This is a genomic window from Hymenobacter sp. NBH84, from assembly GCF_014217645.1.
GTDB classification, from domain to species: Bacteria; Bacteroidota; Bacteroidia; order Cytophagales; family Hymenobacteraceae; genus Hymenobacter; species Hymenobacter profundi.
Window position 1 is genome coordinate 2,962,158 of record NZ_CP043644.1, and the last position, 19,639, is coordinate 2,981,796.

The following is a 19,639-nucleotide window of genomic DNA, read 5'->3' on the forward strand; positions in this document are numbered from 1 at the left end:
TATACGTAAACGCTGGTCTGCTAGACCAGCGTTTTTTGTTGCGCCATGGTTTACCTTTGCAACTTGACTTTTGCGGCTGCGGCCGTCTGCCATACCCCTACCCTATGCATCATCTTAGCGAACAGGAGCTAATTCGTCGTCAGAAGCTGGACGAACTACAAAAGCTCGGCATTGAGCCATATCCATCCGAGCTGTTTGACGTGAACTTCTACGCCCAGGAAATTCACGATAACTACCACCCCGAGTTGAACAACTTTCAGGAGGTAAGCTTGGCGGGCCGCCTAATGTCGATTCGGGTGAAGGGGAAGGCCTCGTTTGCCGAGTTGCAGGACGCTTCCGGGCGCATTCAGCTCTACGTGAACCGCGACGAAATTTGCCCTGGCGAAGACAAGGAGCTGTACAACACTGTATTCAAGAAGCTGCTCGATCTGGGCGACTTCATTGGGGTAGAAGGTTTCGTGTTCAAGACGATGGTAGGCGAGACGTCTATTCACGTGAAGAACTTCAAGTTGCTGAGCAAAGCACTGCGTCCCCTACCCGTGGTGCGCCGAGTAGTTGACGAAGCCACAGGACAAGAGACCATTTACGACGCCTTCACCGACCCTGAGCAGCGCTACCGCCAGCGCTACGTGGACCTAGTGGTGAACCCGCATGTGCGCGACGCCTTCGTGAAGCGCACACAGTTGGTGCAGGCCATGCGCAACTACCTCAACGACAAAGGCTACCTGGAGGTGGAAACGCCCATCCTACAGCCCCTTTACGGTGGTGCCGCCGCACGCCCCTTCAAAACGCACCACAACACGCTGGACATGACGCTCTACCTGCGCATTGCCAACGAGCTGTACCTGAAGCGCCTGATTGTGGGTGGTTTCGATGGCGTGTATGAATTCTCGAAGGACTTTCGCAACGAGGGCATGTCGCGCTTCCATAACCCCGAGTTCACCCAGATGGAGCTGTACGTGGCGTACAAGGACTACTACTGGATGATGGACCTGGTGGAAGAAATGGTAGAGCGCGTGGCCCTGGCTCTGCACGGTAAAACCGAAGTGCAGGTAGGCGAAAACCTCATCAACTTCCAGCGCCCCTGGAAGCGCTTCACGATGGCCGAAGCCATTGAGCACTACACCGGCTTCAGTATTGATGGTAAGAGCGAAGACGAGCTACGCGCCGCCGCCAAAGACCTGAAGGTAGGGCTGGACCCCAGCATGGGCAAGGCCAAAATCATCGACGAGATTTTTGGGGAGCACGTAGAGCCGAAACTCATCCAGCCTACCTTCATCACCGACTACCCCGTGGAGATGTCGCCGCTGGCGAAAAAGCACCGCGACAAGCCGGGCTTGGTAGAGCGTTTCGAGGCGATTTGCAATGGAAAGGAAATCTGCAACGCCTTCTCCGAGTTGAACGACCCCATCGACCAGCGCGCCCGTTTCGAGGAGCAGCTGGAACTGGGTAAGCGCGGCGACACCGAAGCGATGGTACTCGACGAGGATTTCCTACGGGCCTTGGAGTACGGCATGCCGCCTACGGCCGGCCTGGGTATCGGCATCGACCGCTTGAGCATGATTATGACGAACTCCACGTCTATTCAGGATGTGTTATTCTTCCCGCAGATGAAGCCGGAATACACCAAATCGGAAAACGCGCCGCACCCGGAAGCGGAATAATATTCTGCGCGTTGAGCAGGGTAGAACAGCTTGCTTAATGGTACTAAGGCCCGTCATTCCTTGGCAAACTCGGAATGACGGGCCTTAGTGCTGAAAAAGCATTTTTGTGTCAGAAGACAAAAAAGGAAAGGCCGCTCGCAGTAATTGCGGGCGGCCTTTCGAATTATAATCGGCTAACCATTCAAAACGGTTTGCTTGAAGAAGCTTGCGATGGACGAGTCTGATTTTACGACCTGAATGTTTGACCATTTCAGGAAGAAGCTCCTACTGTCGGCAATTTTACGACAAACAACTATCCGTTCATCTATTCAAGCCGGTTATATCTTCTTTAACGGCTGGTTACGGGTAAGGTTACGCCGGCGCCGTATTTTTTTTAGCTCTGCGACGAAATATCGTTGGCATTTTCGCGGGCCTGGTGCTTGATGGGGTCTACCTTCGGGGTAGGCTGCGGGCTGCCAGTATGGTTGGCCACACTCTTGGTGTGAGCAGCAATTTCCTTGGCATCTTCTTTCTCTTCAGCAGCAGCGGCCTGTGCTTTGCCCGTTACGGCATCGGCGGCGGTTTGGGCTGTGTCGCTTACGGTATCGGCAACGTCTTGGGCTTTCTCTGTGGCGGTGCCAGCTAGCGACTGCGCTTTGTTGGTTACATCATCGGCTACTTTCTTGGCTTGCTCGGTGGCTTGGTTTGCTAGGTCAGTAGCCTTACCGGCTAGTCCTTGCGCTTCTGCTGAGAGGGAAGCCAGCGCATCGTTGGCGGCAGCTTTGCCCTGCTCTACCAAACCAGCAGCGCTGGTTTTGGCCTGATCGATGCTTTCCTGGCCTTTCTGCAGCAGTTTATTTACATCATCGCCGAGCTTTGCGGCCGATTTTTTCAGGTTGGCGCGGGTTTCTCCTCCGGCTTCGGGAGCTAGCAGCAAACCGGCTACGGCACCAGCAGTGGCGCCAACGAGCAGGGAGAGGATAATTTTACCGGCGTTGTCTTTGTTATCTTTCATGAGAATAGGGAAAAAGGTGAAACAGGCAGTCTGTCAGCGAATAACGCAACCCAGGCAGGTAGGGTTAACCCTGAGGTAACAAAAAGACCTGACGTAGTGGGTCAGGTCTTTTTATTGTTACGAGAAAGTGGTCAGACCTACAGGTCGTTGAGCATCTTCGTAATTTCTTTTTTGCCTTTGCCGAGTTTCTGCTGCAAACGGCCTACCAGCTCGTCGCCTTTGCCGTCAGCATACTCCAGGTCTTCGTCAGTGAGCTGCGCATATTGCTGCTTCAGCTTGCCTTTGGCTTCGTCCCAGTTGCCTTTCAGGTTCAGGCTGCTGCCAGCTTCACCGATGCCCAGGTCTTCCAGTTTCTCAACGTAGCCTTTAAATTTCGAGTCCAGCTCTTCGCCGTATTTCGACAACTGGTCGCCTAGCTGACCGCTGTATTTCGTAGCAGCGCTTTTCAGATTTTCGCGGGTTTCCTTGCCTTTATCGGGTGCAATGAGCAGGCCGGTTACGATACCAGCGGCAGCACCAGCAAGAGCGGCGAGGAGAATTTTACCCGTGTTGTCTTCTTCTTGATAGGACATTGTGTGAGGAGAGAAAAGTTGTGTATAGAATCAAATGAACGACTGCCACCCTCTCGCAGAAGCAATAACATCAAGCTGCGCTTCAGCGTGATGGCAAGTTGCCTTTCTATACGAAGGCCGCGGGCAGGGGTTTTCACGAGAAGACAAAAAATAGGAATACACAGATATTCCAACGGCTACCTGCTTATTTCGTACTCTCTGCTGAAGCTGCTCTTTTGCGGCCCCGATACTTTCCTCTCTGCCTATGCTTTCCAAATTCCTTTTTGCGTGTTTGCTGCTGAGCAGCGCCGCCTGCCATCGTACACCCCCGCCTACCTCGGCCACTGCCTGCATCGACCCAGCTAAAATCCGCAAGGACGCTATGTGTCCCATGAACTACGACCCCGTGTGCGGCTGCGACGGCAAGACGTACTCTAACAGCTGTGCCGCCGACAACGCCGGCGTAACCAGCTACACCCCCGGTGCCTGCGCGGGCACGGCCAATTAACTACTTCTCCTACCCTACCCATGTCTGAAAAGCGCTATTTCCGCCAGCAGGCGCCCTTCCGGGTGCCTACCACCGATGGCAAGCTCATAGAGGAGCATATTGGCTTAGCCAGCACCCATACGCCGCAGTATAGCGTGGCGCACATGGTGGCCCCGCCCCAATGGAGCGAGCCGTACCAAACGCCCGCCTTCGACGAAATCACGCTGATTGTGCGGGGCCGCAAACGCTTTGAAGTAGACGGCGACGTATTAGAGCTAGGCGCAGGAGAATCGCTTCTGATTAAGGCGGGTGCCCGGGTACGCTACTCCAACCCGTTTGCAGAAGAGTGCGAGTATTGGTCTATCTGCGTGCCCGCCTTCAACCCCGATACCGTGAACCGGGAGGCTGAGTAGATATTATCAGGACTGTCCCTACCTTATAGGAAACACGAAAGCTACGGCAGGGTAGCGTTTGCGCGGTCTAGGTCCCGTTGCAGTAGCGCGATGATTTGATCGATGGCTTGTAGTCGACTGGCCGTATCGAGGCTATCTGGCTCTAATTGGGCGATGCACTGCACCAATTCGTCATAGAAAAAAGTCCACACAGGAGAAGGGTTTTCTCTGCACTGAGGCAAAGCCAGCCGTAGCTGTAGCAACTGCATAGCCACCGAGGCCAAACTACTTAACCGTTGCTGCTGGGCTTCGTCGAAAAGCCTGGCGTTTCGCCCAGCAATGCCTAGCACGCCAATATTATAGCCCCCCGGCATTTGCAACGGATGCCCCACATAAAAATGCAATTGCAGCATTTCGTTGAGCAGGTCGGCTATAGGCGTGGGTAAGACTACCTCGTTCAGATTTTGCACAACGGTAGTTGTATCCTGCAAAATAGTGACTGAGCATAGGCTCTGGTCGCGAGGCACCCGCCGGGGTTCCGATAGCCCATACAGCGCCTTCATCCATACCACGTCAGCATCTACAAACGATAACATGGCTACGGGAGCGTTGAATAGCAGAGCAACCAATTCAACAAGCGCATCGAAAACGACATCGGGTAGCGCCTGTAGCACCCGAAAAGGTGCCAATGCCTGCAGCCGCGCCTTCTCATTGGATGGAATTAAACTATCTGGAAAGACCATCGTGCGCGATATAGTGCTGAGCTGGACTATATACGAAACAACATATTATTCAGATGTACAGCTGACTTTGTTTTCTGCTTTTTTGAGACTGTTCAGAAATTCCCTTGAGAGCAACGAAGTGTAGTAGGTTCCACCTAGATGACACATGAAGTCCCTGGGAGGCACTGCGCAATGTATCAGTAGCTTACGCAATGCTTCCCAGGGACTTCGGCGTGGAGAATTATCCCTACCTATTTACACCATGGAGCACGCCTATTTACCAAACTGCTGCTCCATAAACAGGTAGCGCGGACGTGTTTTGTCTGCTTCAGCCTGCGTTTTTACATCAATGTGCAATACTTGCCCGCTGCTGGCCTGGGGCCAGGTAGGCAGTCCAGTGCTGTTGGGGTTACCGGTTTTGATGAAATTGGCAAAGTACGTTTGTATGGTCTTGGACACTTGGTGGTCTTCTGGGGTCCAGGCGTATACCTTGTTAGTTCCCAGGTTGCCCAAAGCGTACTCGATTTCGGCGGAGTGCACTGCACCTTTGGCTGGGGGCGCTTTGGGGGTGCCGGCGGCTTGCTTCACTACACCGCCGGCCAGGCCGGCGGTAGCGTTGCCCATTTCGGGGGTCATGGCAGGGCGAGGGCGGGCGTAGAGGTAGCGGTACACGGGCTGGCCGCCGGTTTTTTGCTGCATTTCGGCCCACTTCCAGGTGCTGTAGGCAATAAACCGGTCGCTGGCCAGGTTGGTGGCGGCTTGCTCTACTTCGGCATCGGTGGCGGCAGGGTAGGCTTTTTGTGCGTCGGCAGCCCGCTCGCCGTATAGCTTCTGCAAGGTTTTGGTGTAGTTAGCGGCTGTGGGCTGCTCTTGGCCTAGCAATGCTTGGTAGCCCATTTCTTGCGAGTTCCAGCCTACCAGCAGCGGCACGTGCGCTTGCTCGCCTGCGGCAAATGTAGCGGTGGGCATCTTGGTGAAGAAATAGCCATCGAGGGTAGGCGCAAAACGGGCCACTCCCGGCTTGCCGGTAGCTTCCAGCAACTGCTGCGCCGGTAGCGCGCGCAACGCGGCCAGCGAACCAGCACCTAAACTGGTGGCAAAGGCAACGCCGGTTTGCTCACCCTCGGCCAGCGGTACCGGCCCGAAGCCGGTGTTCAGCATAGAACCGCTTTCGCCAATGGCTCGCGCAAACAACGTCTTCGACACTGGCGAAGCCATTTGCGCGCTCACCGACATCGACCCGGCCGACTCGCCGGCAATGGTCACCTGCTTGGGGTCGCCGCCGAAGGCCGCAATGTTTTGCTGCACCCAGCGTAGGGCCGCGCTTTGGTCCAGAAAGCCGTAGTTGCCGGAGGCGTGGTGAGGCGATTCCTTAGTCAGCTCCGGATGCGCCAGGAAGCCAAACACCCCCAGCCGGTAGTTGACCGTGACGGCCACAATGCCTTGCCGAGCCATGCTCTCGCCATCGTAGCGCGGCTCGGAGCCGTCGCCGGCCACAAAACCGCCGCCGTAGAAATACACCAGCACCGGCAGCTTTTCCCGGCCCGTTTTGGCGGGCGTCCATACGTTCAGGTAGAGGCAGTCTTCGCTGACACCATCGGAGCGGAAATTCATATCGCCGAACAACGGCAGCTGCATGGCGCGCGGCCCAAACTGCTTGGCGGGGCGCACGTTGGTCCAGTTTTTTACGGGCTGCGGCTCACGCCAGCGCAGCTCACCTACGGGGGGCGCGGCAAACGGCACCCCTTTAAACTCATGAATGCCGCTGGCTGCCGTAGTGCCTTCCAACAGGCCATTTGCCGTTTGCACTCTGTTGCTGGCGAGGCTGTTGGCAGCCGCCGTTTTGGTTTGCGCCATGGTAGTCGCGGGAGGTAGCGCCACCGTGAGCACGGCCGCTAAAAGAAATACTTTCATAGGATGGGGATAGGTAAGAGCAAGAAATACGTGTGGCTGGTGGCCTCGCTTTGCTGATGATAGCACGAATGCACAGCAAATGCAAGCGGGCCAGTAGCTAGGGCCGAGGCAATATAGCGGTCTGCGTGTCAATAGGCTCTTAGACTCTTATCTGCTTTGAGGCAGAGCAGTGGCAGGTAGCACTATCCTGGTTTATACCTACCTTTTGCGCCTTACTACCCTCCCCTTATCACCTTTTGTTCTTTTGTCTATGGATCAGCGCATTATCAATCTGTTCGATGAGTATACACACGCTCCGCTTACGCGACAGGAGTTTCTGGAGCGACTCACCAGGCTGGTAGGCAGCACGGCGCTGGCAGCTACGGCCTTGGCGGCGCTGGAGCCCGGCTACGCCCAGGCCGCTACCGTGGCCACCACCGCCGATGACCTACTGACGGAAACCGTGACTTGGCCTGGCGCCACCGGCACTACCATGAAGGGCTACCTGGTGCAACCGAAGAAAAAGAAGAAGCGCGGTGCGGTGGTGGTCATTCATGAAAACCGGGGGCTGACGCCGCATATTCAGGATGTGACACGGCGCGTGGCCCAGGCCGGCTACCTGGCGCTGGGGGTGGATGCCTTGTCGGAGTTTGGCGGCACGCCGGCCAACGAGGATGAGGGTCGTACGCTTATCGGCAAGCTCGACGCCGAAAAGACGTTGCAAAACTACCTGGCCGCTCTCACCTACCTGCGCCAGCGCCCCGACTGCAATGGCCGCACCGGCTGCGTGGGCTTTTGCTGGGGCGGGGCCATGGCCAACAAGCTGGCTACCCACGACCCCAAGCTGGATGCCGCCGTGGCTTACTACGGCACCCAGCCCAAAGCGGAGGACGTGCCCAACATCAAAGCTCGCCTGCTACTGCACTACGCTGGCCTCGACGAGCGGGTGAATGCCGGCATCCCGGCCTACGAGGCAGCCCTGAAGGCCGCTAACATTCCCTACCAGCTCTACGTGTACGAGGGCGTCAACCACGCCTTCAATAACGACACCTCGCCGGCCCGCTACAACGCCGCTGCCGCGCAGTTGGCTTGGCAACGCACGCTAGAGCTGTTTAAAAAGCAATTGAGCTAAAGTTGATGCGACAATAGTGCTGTGCGAGCACATCGTAGCGCCTTGCCTGCCCGTTCTTTGTCTGCTTACCTCTTTTCTACCTCCATGGGATACCCCGAACAACCCCACCCTACCCCCTACAAACGGTATTGCAAAACCCTTAGCCTCCAACCCGATCCGGCGCTGCTGGCCACCTACCGGCAGCTGCACTCCCCGGAGGGCGTTTGGCCCGAAATTGCGCAGGGGATGCGCGAGGTAGGCATCCTGCACATGGAAATCTACCTGCTCGATAACCAAGCCTTTATGATTATGGACACCGTGCCCGACTTCGACCACGACGCGGCCATGCAGAAGCTGGCCACCAAGCCCCGGCAGGCCGAGTGGGAAGCTGTGGTAGCCGCCTGCCAGCAGACCACCGCCACGGCCACCGCCGCTGAGAAGTGGCGCTTAATGGAGCGCATCTACACCATGAACGCATAGCCGTGAGCTACGCGTTGGCTGCTCTCACCTTGCCCTACCCACCGCCCGGGGGTAGGGCAAGGTGCTTTTTGGTACTTTCCTGATTACTAAATCGCAGATTTTTCGGAAAAAAATTCCGGTTTTCGACACCTGTTTGGCTTGTTCAGTAGCCAGTATCTACCACAATCCTTCAAAGTTGTATTTGGCCACGCAACTAGAAATGCAGGCCCGCGCCACGTGTGCGGCAAGTGTATAGCCGTAGTTGTGTATCGCTCACTCAACGCATCTTCAGCTTGGTTCTGTGCGGCGTGGACTATTGTATTTTGTCTGGAAAGTTGAAATATTTGGTTGCTTTCGGCGCTGCGCTACCCTGCTTGGTACCAGTGCCGGCCTAGGCTTCGGCCCCACTATCTCTGCCACGCCTGCTGGCTCCTACCCTCGCTCTTTCTTTCCTTTCCACCACACGTTTACTTCTATGAAAACCACCTTTACCAAACTTCTCGCCGCTGCTCTGTGCCTGGCTGGCGCAACGGCCGTACAAGCCCAAACTTACCAGCAGGTGTGGGCCGATGAGTTTACCAACGGCATCAGTTCTAGCTGGAAATTTGAAACCGGCGGCGGCGGCTGGGGCAACAACGAGAAGCAGTACTACCAAGCGGCCAATGCCACAGTGGCCAATGGCATCCTGCAAATCACGGCTAAGAAGCAGACGGTGGGCGGTATGCCCTACACCTCGGCTCGCATGATTACCAAGGGCCTCAAGGAGTTCACCTACGGCAAGATGGAGGCGCGCATCAAGGTGCCGCTGGGGCAGGGCCTGTGGCCGGCGTTCTGGATGCTGGGCGGCAACATCGACCAGGTAAGCTGGCCCCGTTGCGGTGAAATCGACATCATGGAGCACATCAACTCCGAAAACAAAATCTACGGCACGCCGCACTGGGACAGCAATGGCCACGCCGAATATGGCGGCAACACCACCCTCGACCTCTCGGGCTACCATGTGTATTCAGTGGAGTGGGACGCCAGCGCCATCCGTTGGTTTGTGGATGGGGTGAAGTACCATGAGATGAGCATCCTCAACAATGTGGGCAGCACCGAAGAATTTCACCGGCCGTTTTTCTTGCTCCTGAACCTGGCCGTGGCCGGCAACTGGCCCGGCCAGACCGTGGATGAAAGCAAGCTGCCCGCCACCATGTACGTCGACTACGTGCGGGTGTACCAGAAAACCGGCGGTACAACGGCGCCTACCTCCACCACCATTCAGGCCGAGAGCTACGGCAGCATGAACGGCGTGCAGCTGGAAAATACCACCGACACAGGCGGCGGCCAGAACGTAGCCTACATTGATGCGGGTGATTGGATGGCGTACAACAATGTGAACTTCCCTACCTCCGGCTCCTACAAGATTGAGTACCGCGTGGCCAGCCCCAGCGGCGCCACCCTGTCGTCGGACCTGAACGCGGGTTCCACGCAGCTCGGCAGCGTGAGCATTCCGGCCACGGGCGGCTGGCAGAACTGGACCACCGTTTCGCAAACCGTGAACGTGAATGCGGGCACCTACAACTTCGGCGTATTTGCCCAAACCGGCGGCTGGAATTTCAACTGGCTGCGCATCACGAAGGTGACAACGGCTACTCTCTCTGCCGCAGCTACTGTTGCTGATGCCGGCAAACCAGCCGCCACCCTACCTACCTCGCTGGGCGTAGAGCTGTATCCTAACCCGCGGGCGGCGGGCGCACCGCTGCTGCTGCATCTGCAAAACCCCGACCCTACCACTCCCCTCACGGTGCGTGTTACCAACGCAAACGGCCAACAGGTATGGCAGCAAACCACTTCCGAAAGCACTCTGGATCTGGGTAAGAAAGCCTCCCTACCCAGCGGCGTCTATATGGTGCAGGTGTCCAGCGCCACGGAGAAGATCACGAAGAAGCTGGTGGTGCTATAAAGTCTTCCTTCCTAACTTATCTGTCATCCTGAGTGGAGCGAAGGACCTTTTCACGTCAGCACAAGTCATTGCTACAACAGGCGTGCTAACGTGAGAAGGTCCTTCGCTCCACTCAGGATGGCAAACGGCTATTAAAAAAGGCGGTCGAGTTGACCGCCTTTTTTGATTGTTCACTTAGAGGTACTCGCTTACCGCTGGCCTACCGCTTTGGCAGTGGGTAGGGCTTTACGGGGTAGTTTCTGGTCGCGCATGGCGGCGTTGTATACGAAGGTGGCTACTACCACTGAGGCCTGCTTGAGGTCTTCGGGGGGTAGGCGCTCGTAGGTGTCCATGTTGGTGTGGTGGGTGCGCGTGCCGTAATCTAGGGGGTCTTGGATGAATTGGAAGCCGGGCAGGCCTACTGCATCGAACGACAGATGGTCGGTGCCGCCGGTGGTGCGGGCCGTGACGGTGGTAGCGCCCAACTCGTTGAGGGGCTGTAGCCAGGAGGCGAAGATGGGCATCACAGCCTCGTTGCCTTGGGCATAGATGCCACGGATTTTACCGGCGCCGTTATCGAGGTTGAAGTAGGCGGCCAGCTTCTCGTGCTCGGGCTTGAGCTGCATGGTGGCAGGGTCAGCGAAGTGGTTTTTCACGTAGTTCTTCGAACCGTGCAGGCCTTCTTCCTCAGCGCTCCACAACGCAATGCGAATGGTGCGGCGGGGCTTCACGTTCAGGGCTTCCAGAATGCGCACGGCCTCCATCATCACGGCGCAGCCGGCGGCGTTGTCGGTGGCGCCGGTGCCGGCGTGCCAGGAGTCGAGGTGGCCGCCCAGCATCACGATTTCGTTTTTCAGCTTCCGGTCGGTGCCGGGGATTTCGGCTACCACGTTGTAGCCTTTCAGGTCCTGGGTCTGGAACTTGGTTTTGGTTTCCAACTCCACTTCCACCGGAATACCCGCTTCTACCAACCGAATCAGGCGCAACTGGTCCTCCGTAGCCATTTCCAGCTCGGGCAGCACCGGCTGGGCATCGGCAGCGTAGGGAGCGCCGTTGCTGGTGAAGTAGGTGCCCACCGAGCCACCACGAGGGTTGCTAAGAACAGCGGCAGCGCCTTCGCTGATAAAGAACGGCGCCAACTTGCTGCGCAACGCGGCGCGGGCGCGCATGGCGTCGCGCTGCTCGTCGGTCATGGCGGGGCGGCGGGGGGTAGCGTCGGCAACTACGGGCGCGGCCATTTTTTGCAGCTCTTCGTCGGTGTAGCGGCGGGCATCGGGCTCCAGTCCTAGCTTGGGCATAGAGGTTACCTCCGTCACAATTACCTTATCGCGCAGCTGACCTTTATACTTCTCCAGATCGGCTTCCGATGCCACTTTCACCAGCACCACCTGCTTTTTGATGAGGCTGTTGGTGGAGGGCGTCCAGGCTTTGGGCGTACCACTCATGGCCTTGTAGTACGGCTTGGTCATGGCCACGTAGGACTTCTCGATTTCCCAGCCACGGCCGAAATCACCCCACGACTCGATGTTGGCCTTGGCAAGGCCCCAGTCGGTGAGTTGCTTTTTGGCCCATTCGCTGGCTCGCATCAGGCCGGGCGAGTTGGCCAAGCGCGGGCCACTCACATCGGTCAGGTAAAAGGCCGTTTCCATCACCTTGGAGCGGTTCAAGCCTTCGTCTTTGATCTTGGCGACCATCGCCTGATCTACCTTTTCCGCTTGTTGGGCCAGCGCCGGAGCACTGCACGCCAGCACGCCCAATAGGGGTAGTACTACGTTTTTCATATGCAAAGAATGGTTTTGGAACAGAACGCGGCGCACGGTGGCCGCTGATGAGGGACACAGCTCTCGTACTACGGTTGCGCCGGACTGCTTTCGGCTGCTATCAGCGTGATGCAGAACTCCGTGAACCGCCCTACCTCGCTTTCCACCGTGAGCGTGCCCCCGTGCCCCCGCGTGACGATGTCGTAGCTCAGCGACAACCCTAATCCAGTACCTTCACCGACTGGTTTGGTGGTGAAAAAGCGTTGGAAAATGTTGGACAGATCAGCCGCCGGAATACCCGGCCCGTTGTCGCGCACCCGGATTTCCACCCGCCCCGTCGTACGCCTGGTAATGAGCTTTATCTGCGGCACATACTCTTCGCCAAGCATTTGCTGCTGCCGTTGCTGCACCGCATAAAATGCATTGCTAAACAAGCCAATGAGCGCCCGCCCAAAATCGTGACGTACCACGGGCACGCTGCCCACAGCCGGGTCTAGCTCGAAGAGTAGGGCCACCATGAGGTATCGGTGTTTGGCGCGTAAGTCGTGGTAAGTGATGCGAAGGTAGTCCTCGGCAAAGCCGTTGAGAGCCGTAGGCTGCCGCGGACCAGGCTGGGCGCTGGCATACTCCAGCATACCGCGCACAATCACATCGGCCCGCTGTCCGGCCTGCACAATACCAGTTTGATAGTGCGCCAGGTTTTGCAGCATCTCGTCCAGGTACTCTCCGTCTTCCAAATGGGACGCGCACCGGGTAAACTCGCCCCGCAACTCCTGGCACAATAGCTCGCTGATGCCGGCTAGCTCGCGCACGCGCTGCACCGGGCGGCGCACCTCCTGCGCCACACCGTTCATGAGGTCACCCAGGGAGGCCATTCGTTCGCGCAGCACCAGCTGGCTCTGCGCTACCTTCAGGTCTTGCAGGGCTCGGCCCAGCTCGTCGCGCTGCTGGGTAAGCTCGGTGGTTTGCGACAGTATCTGCTCGTTCAGCCGTTGCAAGCGGCTGTTAGCCAGCTTTTGTGCCCGGTTGTTGCGCCAGAGCAGCAGCGTGGCCAGGGCCAGCATACCCATTACGGCTATCAGCACAGCCACGCGAATCTGCTGTTGCAGCTGTGCCTGTTTTTCCTCCAGAAGTCGCAGCCGCTGCTGTTCGGCAAAACCGATGGCATCGAGCTGCTTGATGCGTTGCGGGTTATGCAAACTATCGGCCGCCGCTACCATAAGGCGCATGTACTTCAGGGTGCTGTCGTTTTGCCCACGGCCGGTAAACGTCGACGCCAACAGGTTGCTGTTGCGCATCACGCCCACCATAAACGGCAACGACTGCCCTACCGCCAGGGCTTTGCGGGCGTAATAGATGCTGGAGTCGGGCTGCTGCCGGAGTTGGTATAGCTCGGCTAGGTACTGGTAGGCGCGACTCCGGCTACGCTGGTCGTTTTCGGGTAGGGCTGCCTGGGCGCTCAAGTGGTAATAGCGAATGGCCTTTTCTGACTGCCCCCGCATGCTGGCTAGCAGCCCCATTTCGCGCAGCACATAGGGCAGCGGCTTGCCCCAGCAGCTCTGCTCCACAGTGCGCGAGCGTGTGGTGAGAGTGTAGGCGCGCCGTAGAAACAACTCCGCCGAGTCCAGCCGGTTCAGTAGCATGTAACTAGTACCGATGTTGGTTAGCACGCTAATCAACTGCGAATCATCCCCAATGCCTTGTTTATAGATGCGTTGTGCCCGGAAGAAGTAGTCCAGCGCGGGCCGGCCATCGTCGAGGGCGTAGTAGAGCAGGCCGGTTTGGTTGAGGGTACGGGCGGTGCCTTCTTGGTCGTGGCTGGCCTCGTTGAGGCGCAGGGCCTGCAAGTTCACGCGCAGGGCCTGAGGCAGATTGCCCCATTCGCCCAGCAACATGCCAATGCGTGATAAACACCGTCCCTCGCCTTTAGGGTAGTGCACCTGCCGGGCCAGACGTAGCCCCTGCCGGGCGTAGTGTTGCACCGAGTCGAGATGGGAGTAGCGGTAGGAGGCGCTGAGGTCGGCCAGCAGCAGCACCCGGCTGGTATCGGTGGTAGCGTGGGCCAGCGCCCGGTGCAGCGCCTTCGTCTGCGGACTTTGCGCCCGCGTTATTCCGGTCAGCAGTGTCGCCCACCAACACAAGAGAAGTAGACGGTGCTTCATGCCCAGGGACAGACTAATAGGACAGGGAAAGGCGTAGCTAAAGGTAGAAAGACAGGTAGGGTGGTACTGTAAATGTAGCGTAGTTGATTACCTGAACAGCATTTCCTACCCCTGATTTTTCTATAGCATCAGCATTTCCTTTAATGACTGCTACTGCATGGGAAAACTGCTAGTATCAACTATGCTTTTTGTAAGATGCGGTAAGGCTGAACCTGTTGATGACACAATAGGAAATTAAAGCGTTGGGCAACGCTATGGCCTATGAAGGTGTCGCGCTATACTTCACTGGTTTTCGCTGGTGTACATGATATTCTAAATAACCCCGAGCCCTGCTCCCGCGTCTAATCGGCTACCTCCCCTCCAAGCCGATTCGCATGAGCCTCTGGCAAATCATCCAACGTCTCCTACCTTACGTCCGGCCCTACTGGCGGCTGGTGCTGGGCACCTTACTACTTACACTTGTCGGGTCGCTGGCGGCGCAGGTGAATCCGTTTGTGCTGCGATACACCGTAGATACGGTGCAGACGATGCTCAACCGCAACCAGGAACTGGCCCAGGGCGCGACGCTGCTGGCCGGTATCAGCGCGGTGCTACTGGTGAAGGAGGTGGTGAATGCATTTATCCAGTTTGGGCAGAAGTTCTACGGGGAGCGGATTCGCATTAGTATTTCTACTACCCTCTCGCAGGCCGCTATTCATAAGATACTAAGCTACCAGTTAGGCTTTTACGCCAGCGGCGGCAACCAAACCGGCAAGCTGCAAACGCGTATCGACCGGGGCGTGGAGAGCCTGATGAAGCTGGTGCAAAACTTCTTCATCGACATTCTGCCGCTGTTTGCCAATGCCGTGGTGGCGCTGGTGGTTATGTTTTTCGCCAACGTGTACGTGGGGCTCACGGCGGTGCTTATCCTACCCATCTACTTCTGGCTCAGCTATGCCCAGGCCGATAAGCTTAATGGGGTGCGGCGCACGCTGCGCCGCTTGCGCGAGGAGAAAAACCAGGGCCTCGTCAACCTCATTGATTCGGCGGTGGTCATCAAGAGCTTTGTGCGCGAAGATTATGAGGAGGAAAAGCAGAATGGCCTGCAACAGCAACTGGTAACGGCCCAGCTCCAAACGCGCAAAACCAACTTCCTCTACGACGGCCTCAAGACCTTTGTGGAGCAGGTAGGCGTGGTGCTCATCATCATCCTGACGGCCTACCTAGTGCTCGACCGCCAGATCAGCATCGGGGCCATCATGTTCCATATTCTGCTATTCAATAACGTATCGGCGCCCATCCGGCAGCTGCACCGCATCTACGACGAGATGAACGACGCCCTCACCTACTCCGAGGGCTTCTTCAGCATCCTCGACGCCGAGGACCAAACCGAGCCCACCGGCCAGTTGCTGCCCGATCATTTGCACGGCACCTTCGAGCTGCACGATGTATCGTTTACCTACCCCAGCGGCACGCCCGCCCTGCACGGGGTAAACATGCGCATTGAGGCCGGCAAGACCACGGCGCTGGTGGGCCTGTCGGGCGCGGGCAAGAGCACCATCATCAACCTGCTCTGCAAGTTCTACACGCCCGACAGCGGCACGCTCACCCTCGACGGCCAGCCCCTACGCGACTACGACACCCACGCCCTGCGCCAGAGCTTGGGCTTGGTGCTACAGAAAAACCACATCTTCAAGGGCACCATTGAGGAGAATATCCGCTACGGCAACTTCGCGGCGAGCTTCGAGCAGGTGCAGGCCGCTGCCCGCAGCGCCTACCTCCACGACCAGATTGTGGGCCTACCCCAGCAGTACCAGAGCGACGCTCAGCAGCTCTCGGGCGGGCAGCAGCAGCGCATTGCCATTGCGCGCCTGTTCCTGAAAAACCCTCCCATCATCTTCCTCGACGAGCCCACGGCCTCCCTCGACGCCATTGCCACCGAGCAAATCAAGAACTCGCTCGACGCCATCAAGCAGGGCCGTACGGTGGTTATTATCTCCCACAGCCTCGCCCAAATCGTGGATTCGGACTGCATCTACGTGATGAAGCAGGGCCGCATGGTGGAAAGCGGCACCCACGACGAGCTATACGATCTAAAAGGGACCTACCGCGAAATCTTCGATGCCTCAGCGCGGAGCCTCAATATTGAGAAGCTGGCGCGGGTGCTGGTGGATGATGGGGATGAGGTGGCCGATACGGCGGGGTAGAAAAGAATTATGAAGCCTGTGTTTCCAAATCGATGACAATGCGCGTAGGTGCTACTGCCGCATCAGCGTAATAGCAGGTCCACTTGTCGTTCACCGAGAGACCTTGAATTGTATTTCCTGGTTCGATGACAGCTCCGTTTTGATAAATGTAGTTAGCATAACTCCACAGTTTACCTACTACTTCGTTCGGTTCAAAATCCCGAAAACGAATCTGAAAATCTGGCAGACCTAAGGAATGCAGTCCTAATGTATCCACAAACATTTCCTCCTCCGTGCTATTAGCGACATTAAAAAAGCGCACGTTTACCAATCCATTTAGCACATCTGGTTCTTCCTCTGCCAGAGCGAATACATAGGCAAATGGCTCTACCAGCTTATCGCTCTGCGTAAAATAAACCGCCTGTGGTTTGGTAGCTTTGATTAGGGCCGAGAGGAATTTTTGGAAGTACTCCACGCGCTTTTCATAATCTAAGCCGCGCGACATAAAATCGGTAACTAAACATTCCTGTTTACATGTTTTAATAACATCCGCAGCCTCAGGCCAATGCCAGCTCTGGGTCAACGCTACCGCTACGGATTGCGGGTCAAACGTTGAATCTTCTGCCATAAATAGTGCGCCTTGTGCTGGAACACCACCATCTTGATAATCAAATACATAATCAGAAAAGATATAGAGTAAGGTGCGCTCTAGATTATCTGCTTCTTCAAAATTTTTAAACTCCTTTCGTAACTCAGCAACTATTCGCTCTTTATCTAATTGTATTTCATCAGCAAACAAGAGCTTGGCGTAAAGCATTTGCGGAACATTTTCCACAGTATCTTCCTCTTGCTTATCCGGTTTAGTTTCTTTTTTGAAGAAGTCAAATAATCCCATGTTGCAGTAGGTAAGTGTCGCCGAAGATTCAAGATTCTAAATTACATAATAGCAGCTGTCTTCCTTACCCAACCACTACCGTCATGACCCAGCTCACTATCACCCTACCCGACGACTTAGTCCAACGGGCCGCAGCCTGGAGAGCCTGCTGGAAGCGCACCTGACGAATCTACTGCAAGCGCATTACCAAACGCCACCTGTACCACCGCAGGCATAGAGGCTACCGAACTACACTGGAAAATTAGCCCCGAATTGCAGTACGCTGATGGAGTTAGTCACGCAGAAGTTGGAGCCGGGCGGGCGCTTGGCAATCTTTGCACGTTGCTTTGCCCTAACTGCTCCTGCCGATGCTGCGTTCTTACCGGATTGCTCTTGTCCTGCTGCTTCTCCTACCCGCCACGCTGACCAGCGCACAAAAGAAAGCGCCGCTCAGCATCCACACGCTCCGCCTACCCGCAGAAATAGCCGACCGCAACAACCAGTTTTCCGGGCTATTCACCTACGGCAATCAGCTGCTCCTACTTTCGGAGAGCCGCTTGCAGGAACGGGCGGAAGCCAAAGTATACGCCCTCAACCTACCCAGCCTGGACCGGCAGTTGGCAGATACCACGCAGGCGCTGACGTACCAGAAATACGCTATCCAGCACCTGGACATGATACGCGCCCGCCTCGACTCGGCCTGTCAGGAATACGAGGGGCTGGAGGGCATTACGTTGGTAGGCGACACGGCGTATTTCACCATCGAAACCACTACCCCCTCCACCTATTGCTACCTGATCAAAGGCGCGGTGCACGCGGCCAGCGCCACCATCGTGCTGGATACGGACTACCTAGTACCCCTGCCCAAGCCGGCCCTTACGGATAACTCCCACATTCACAACGCCGGTTTTGAGGCGGCTACGGGCTACAACAAGAGCCTGTTGCTGCTGTTCGAGTACAACTATTTCCGGCACGACAACTACGCGCTGCGCATTCCCAACGCCACCCGCCTACCCGATATTCCGCAGTACGTGCCGGTGCAGCGCCTACTCTTCCGCATCACCGATTTGGTGTATGAGGGCAATAACCGCTTCACGGCCATCAACTACTTCTACAACGGCGCCGACGACAGCGTATACCGCCCTACCCCCACCGACCCCAACGCCCGCCTGGTGCTGGATGGCAGCGGCAACTACCAGAACTATTGCCGCCTCATCAGCCTGCATTACAAGCGCGACAAAATCAGTTGGAAGCCGTTGTTTGAACTGCCGCAGGAATACATGACCTACAACTGGGAAGGTTTGGCGGCGTATCGCGGCGGGTATTTTTTGATTAACGATAAGTATGGGCCTTCCGGCAAATCAACGCTGCTGTACCTGCGGCGGAGGTAGTTGCTCATCTAGGAACTTGGGCTAGATTTAGAGTTACTTATTGCAGAACGATGTAGAGACGCATACTTGCGTCTCGTCGTTGAACGATTCGGGCGGCAGACGTTCAACGACGAGACGCAAGTATGCGTCTCGTCGTTGAACTACATCGTGCGGATTACTCATTCGATTAAATCAAACAGCTGCTAAGCTTCTACACCTTCTGCCATGCGCTCCTACCTTTTCTTCTTCCTGTTGCTGTTGAGTCAGCAGACACTTGGGCAGAAAGCTGCGCCGCGTGGCCAGAATTCAGCGGCCGGTCATTATGCCACCGTGCGCGGCGTGAAGCTGTACTACGAAACCTATGGCGCGGGCGCGCCCTTGCTGTTGGTGCACGGCAATGGGGGTAGCAGCAAGGATTTTGAGAAGAACATTCCCTACTTCGCCAAGCGCTACCGCGTAATTGCGCTGGACAGTCGCGCCCACGGCCGCTCCGTGGATGCGGGCGACTCACTGAGCTTCGAGATGATGGCCGACGACTGCGCGGCCCTGCTTACCCATCTGCGCCTCGACTCGGCCTACGTGCTGGGCTGGAGCGACGGCGGCATTACGGCGCTGGTACTGGCCCTGCGCCACCCCGGCAAAGTGAAACGCCTGGCCGCCACGGGTGCCAACATGTGGCCCGACTCCACGGCCCTAACCCAGGAACTGTGGCAGCAGATGCGCCGCGGCTACCGCGAAGGCCACGGCCAAACCTTCTCCGACGCCAAGCGCAAAAACGACTGGAAAGTATTTCTTCTCGACTGGAACGAACCCCACGTGCCGCTTTCAGCGCTGGCTGGCATCAAAGCGCCTGCCTTCATCATTGCCGGCGACCGGGACGTGATTCGGGCCGAGCATACAGTGGCTATTTACCAGAGCCTACCCCACGCCTGGCTCTGGATTGTACCTAACAGCGGCCACGGCACCCTGCAAGAGCACGCCGACGAGTTCAACCAGAAAGTCCATCAGTTTTTTCGGGCGCCTACGGTGCTGCCACCCGTTCACTAAAAGATTAATAACATAGTATTTATCATATACCTCGGCATAAGTAGTACCTTGACGCATCACTAAC

General features: G+C 56.8%; 16 protein-coding genes. 9 read left to right on the forward strand and 7 right to left on the reverse strand.

Translation table 11 applies throughout. The annotated features are described in order from the left end of the window. The first annotated feature begins 104 nt into the window (after positions 1-104). Complete coding sequence (gene lysS / locus F1C16_RS12370; protein ID WP_185280957.1) at positions 105-1,664, forward strand: lysine--tRNA ligase; 1,560 nt, start codon at positions 105-107, stop codon at positions 1,662-1,664. A 373-nt stretch (positions 1,665-2,037) separates the two neighbouring features. Here the strand turns inward: lysS and F1C16_RS12375 are convergent, their stop codons facing one another. Together F1C16_RS12375 and F1C16_RS23220 are read right to left on the reverse strand one after the other, a co-directional pair. Then, on the reverse strand, positions 2,038-2,658 hold the full coding sequence (locus F1C16_RS12375; RefSeq protein ID WP_185280958.1) for a YtxH domain-containing protein: 621 nt from the start codon (positions 2,656-2,658) through the stop codon (positions 2,038-2,040). Positions 2,659-2,795: 137 nt separating this feature from the next. Further along, positions 2,796-3,230 (reverse strand): YtxH domain-containing protein, encoded by a 435-nt coding sequence (locus tag F1C16_RS23220; RefSeq protein ID WP_185280959.1) that lies wholly within the window; start codon positions 3,228-3,230, stop codon positions 2,796-2,798. A 244-nt stretch (positions 3,231-3,474) separates the two neighbouring features. Here F1C16_RS23220 and F1C16_RS12385 point away from each other — a divergent pair, with 244 nt between their 5' ends. Together F1C16_RS12385 and F1C16_RS12390 are read left to right on the forward strand one after the other, a co-directional pair. Further along, a complete protein-coding gene (locus F1C16_RS12385; protein ID WP_185280960.1) occupies positions 3,475-3,717 on the forward strand; it encodes a Kazal-type serine protease inhibitor domain-containing protein in 243 nt (80 codons plus the stop codon). 20 nt (positions 3,718-3,737) lie between these two features. Next, positions 3,738-4,109 (forward strand): cupin domain-containing protein, encoded by a 372-nt coding sequence (locus F1C16_RS12390; protein ID WP_185280961.1) that lies wholly within the window; start codon positions 3,738-3,740, stop codon positions 4,107-4,109. Between the two features lie 41 nt (positions 4,110-4,150). Here F1C16_RS12390 and F1C16_RS12395 read toward each other — a convergent pair whose 3' ends face one another. Beyond that, the gene (locus F1C16_RS12395) at positions 4,151-4,831 is read right to left on the reverse strand and encodes a GAF domain-containing protein (RefSeq protein WP_185280962.1); all 681 of its coding nucleotides are present in this window, start codon (positions 4,829-4,831) and stop codon (positions 4,151-4,153) included. Between the two features lie 252 nt (positions 4,832-5,083). Next, positions 5,084-6,724 (reverse strand): carboxylesterase/lipase family protein, encoded by a 1,641-nt coding sequence (locus F1C16_RS12400; RefSeq protein WP_185280963.1) that lies wholly within the window; start codon positions 6,722-6,724, stop codon positions 5,084-5,086. Positions 6,725-6,974: 250 nt separating this feature from the next. Between F1C16_RS12400 and F1C16_RS12405 the strand changes: the two genes are divergently transcribed. The 3 genes from F1C16_RS12405 (at position 6,975) to F1C16_RS12415 (ending at position 10,218) form a co-directional block, all read left to right on the forward strand. Then, positions 6,975-7,835 (forward strand): dienelactone hydrolase family protein, encoded by an 861-nt coding sequence (locus F1C16_RS12405; protein WP_185280964.1) that lies wholly within the window; start codon positions 6,975-6,977, stop codon positions 7,833-7,835. A gap of 84 nt (positions 7,836-7,919) precedes the next feature. Next, the gene (locus F1C16_RS12410) at positions 7,920-8,294 is read left to right on the forward strand and encodes an L-rhamnose mutarotase (RefSeq protein ID WP_185280965.1); all 375 of its coding nucleotides are present in this window, start codon (positions 7,920-7,922) and stop codon (positions 8,292-8,294) included. Positions 8,295-8,748: 454 nt separating this feature from the next. After that, positions 8,749-10,218 (forward strand): carbohydrate-binding protein, encoded by a 1,470-nt coding sequence (locus tag F1C16_RS12415; protein WP_185280966.1) that lies wholly within the window; start codon positions 8,749-8,751, stop codon positions 10,216-10,218. 188 nt (positions 10,219-10,406) lie between these two features. Here F1C16_RS12415 and F1C16_RS12420 read toward each other — a convergent pair whose 3' ends face one another. After that, positions 10,407-11,978: a M20/M25/M40 family metallo-hydrolase gene (locus F1C16_RS12420; protein ID WP_185280967.1), complete on the reverse strand. Its 1,572-nt coding sequence runs from the start codon at positions 11,976-11,978 to the stop codon at positions 10,407-10,409. A 68-nt stretch (positions 11,979-12,046) separates the two neighbouring features. Beyond that, positions 12,047-14,119, reverse strand: a complete 2,073-nt coding sequence (locus tag F1C16_RS12425; RefSeq protein WP_185280968.1) for an ATP-binding protein — start codon at positions 14,117-14,119, stop codon at positions 12,047-12,049. A gap of 374 nt (positions 14,120-14,493) precedes the next feature. Here F1C16_RS12425 and F1C16_RS12430 point away from each other — a divergent pair, with 374 nt between their 5' ends. After that, the gene (locus F1C16_RS12430; RefSeq protein WP_185280969.1) at positions 14,494-16,305 is read left to right on the forward strand and encodes an ABC transporter ATP-binding protein; all 1,812 of its coding nucleotides are present in this window, start codon (positions 14,494-14,496) and stop codon (positions 16,303-16,305) included. A gap of 7 nt (positions 16,306-16,312) precedes the next feature. Here the strand turns inward: F1C16_RS12430 and F1C16_RS12435 are convergent, their stop codons facing one another. Continuing rightward, entirely contained in the window at positions 16,313-17,179 is an 867-nt protein-coding gene (locus F1C16_RS12435; RefSeq protein ID WP_185280970.1) for a DUF4261 domain-containing protein, read from the reverse strand. A 347-nt stretch (positions 17,180-17,526) separates the two neighbouring features. On the opposite strand from F1C16_RS12435, the gene F1C16_RS12440 reads away from it, so the two are divergent. Together F1C16_RS12440 and F1C16_RS12445 are read left to right on the forward strand one after the other, a co-directional pair. Then, on the forward strand, positions 17,527-18,549 hold the full coding sequence (locus F1C16_RS12440) for a hypothetical protein (protein WP_185280971.1): 1,023 nt from the start codon (positions 17,527-17,529) through the stop codon (positions 18,547-18,549). A gap of 204 nt (positions 18,550-18,753) precedes the next feature. Then, the gene (locus F1C16_RS12445; RefSeq protein WP_185280972.1) at positions 18,754-19,575 is read left to right on the forward strand and encodes an alpha/beta fold hydrolase; all 822 of its coding nucleotides are present in this window, start codon (positions 18,754-18,756) and stop codon (positions 19,573-19,575) included. The last annotated feature ends 64 nt before the right edge of the window (positions 19,576-19,639 follow it).

Bases quoted from the DNA above. Each gene is read 5' to 3' on its own strand.
- F1C16_RS12440 (WP_185280971.1), top strand. From the start codon at position 17,527: ATGCTGCGTTCTTACCGGATTGCTCTTGTCCTGCTGCTTCTCCTACCC.
- F1C16_RS12430 (WP_185280969.1), top strand. From the start codon at position 14,494: ATGAGCCTCTGGCAAATCATCCAACGTCTCCTACCTTACGTCCGGCCC.
- F1C16_RS12375 (WP_185280958.1), bottom strand. From the start codon at position 2,658: ATGAAAGATAACAAAGACAACGCCGGTAAAATTATCCTCTCCCTGCTC.
- F1C16_RS12400 (WP_185280963.1), bottom strand. From the start codon at position 6,724: ATGAAAGTATTTCTTTTAGCGGCCGTGCTCACGGTGGCGCTACCTCCC.
- F1C16_RS12405 (WP_185280964.1), top strand. From the start codon at position 6,975: ATGGATCAGCGCATTATCAATCTGTTCGATGAGTATACACACGCTCCG.
- F1C16_RS12425 (WP_185280968.1), bottom strand. From the start codon at position 14,119: ATGAAGCACCGTCTACTTCTCTTGTGTTGGTGGGCGACACTGCTGACC.
- F1C16_RS12390 (WP_185280961.1), top strand. From the start codon at position 3,738: ATGTCTGAAAAGCGCTATTTCCGCCAGCAGGCGCCCTTCCGGGTGCCT.
- F1C16_RS12445 (WP_185280972.1), top strand. From the start codon at position 18,754: ATGCGCTCCTACCTTTTCTTCTTCCTGTTGCTGTTGAGTCAGCAGACA.
- lysS (WP_185280957.1), top strand. From the start codon at position 105: ATGCATCATCTTAGCGAACAGGAGCTAATTCGTCGTCAGAAGCTGGAC.
- F1C16_RS12395 (WP_185280962.1), bottom strand. From the start codon at position 4,831: ATGGTCTTTCCAGATAGTTTAATTCCATCCAATGAGAAGGCGCGGCTG.
- F1C16_RS12435 (WP_185280970.1), bottom strand. From the start codon at position 17,179: ATGGGATTATTTGACTTCTTCAAAAAAGAAACTAAACCGGATAAGCAA.
- F1C16_RS12420 (WP_185280967.1), bottom strand. From the start codon at position 11,978: ATGAAAAACGTAGTACTACCCCTATTGGGCGTGCTGGCGTGCAGTGCT.
- F1C16_RS12410 (WP_185280965.1), top strand. From the start codon at position 7,920: ATGGGATACCCCGAACAACCCCACCCTACCCCCTACAAACGGTATTGC.
- F1C16_RS12385 (WP_185280960.1), top strand. From the start codon at position 3,475: ATGCTTTCCAAATTCCTTTTTGCGTGTTTGCTGCTGAGCAGCGCCGCC.
- F1C16_RS12415 (WP_185280966.1), top strand. From the start codon at position 8,749: ATGAAAACCACCTTTACCAAACTTCTCGCCGCTGCTCTGTGCCTGGCT.
- F1C16_RS23220 (WP_185280959.1), bottom strand. From the start codon at position 3,230: ATGTCCTATCAAGAAGAAGACAACACGGGTAAAATTCTCCTCGCCGCT.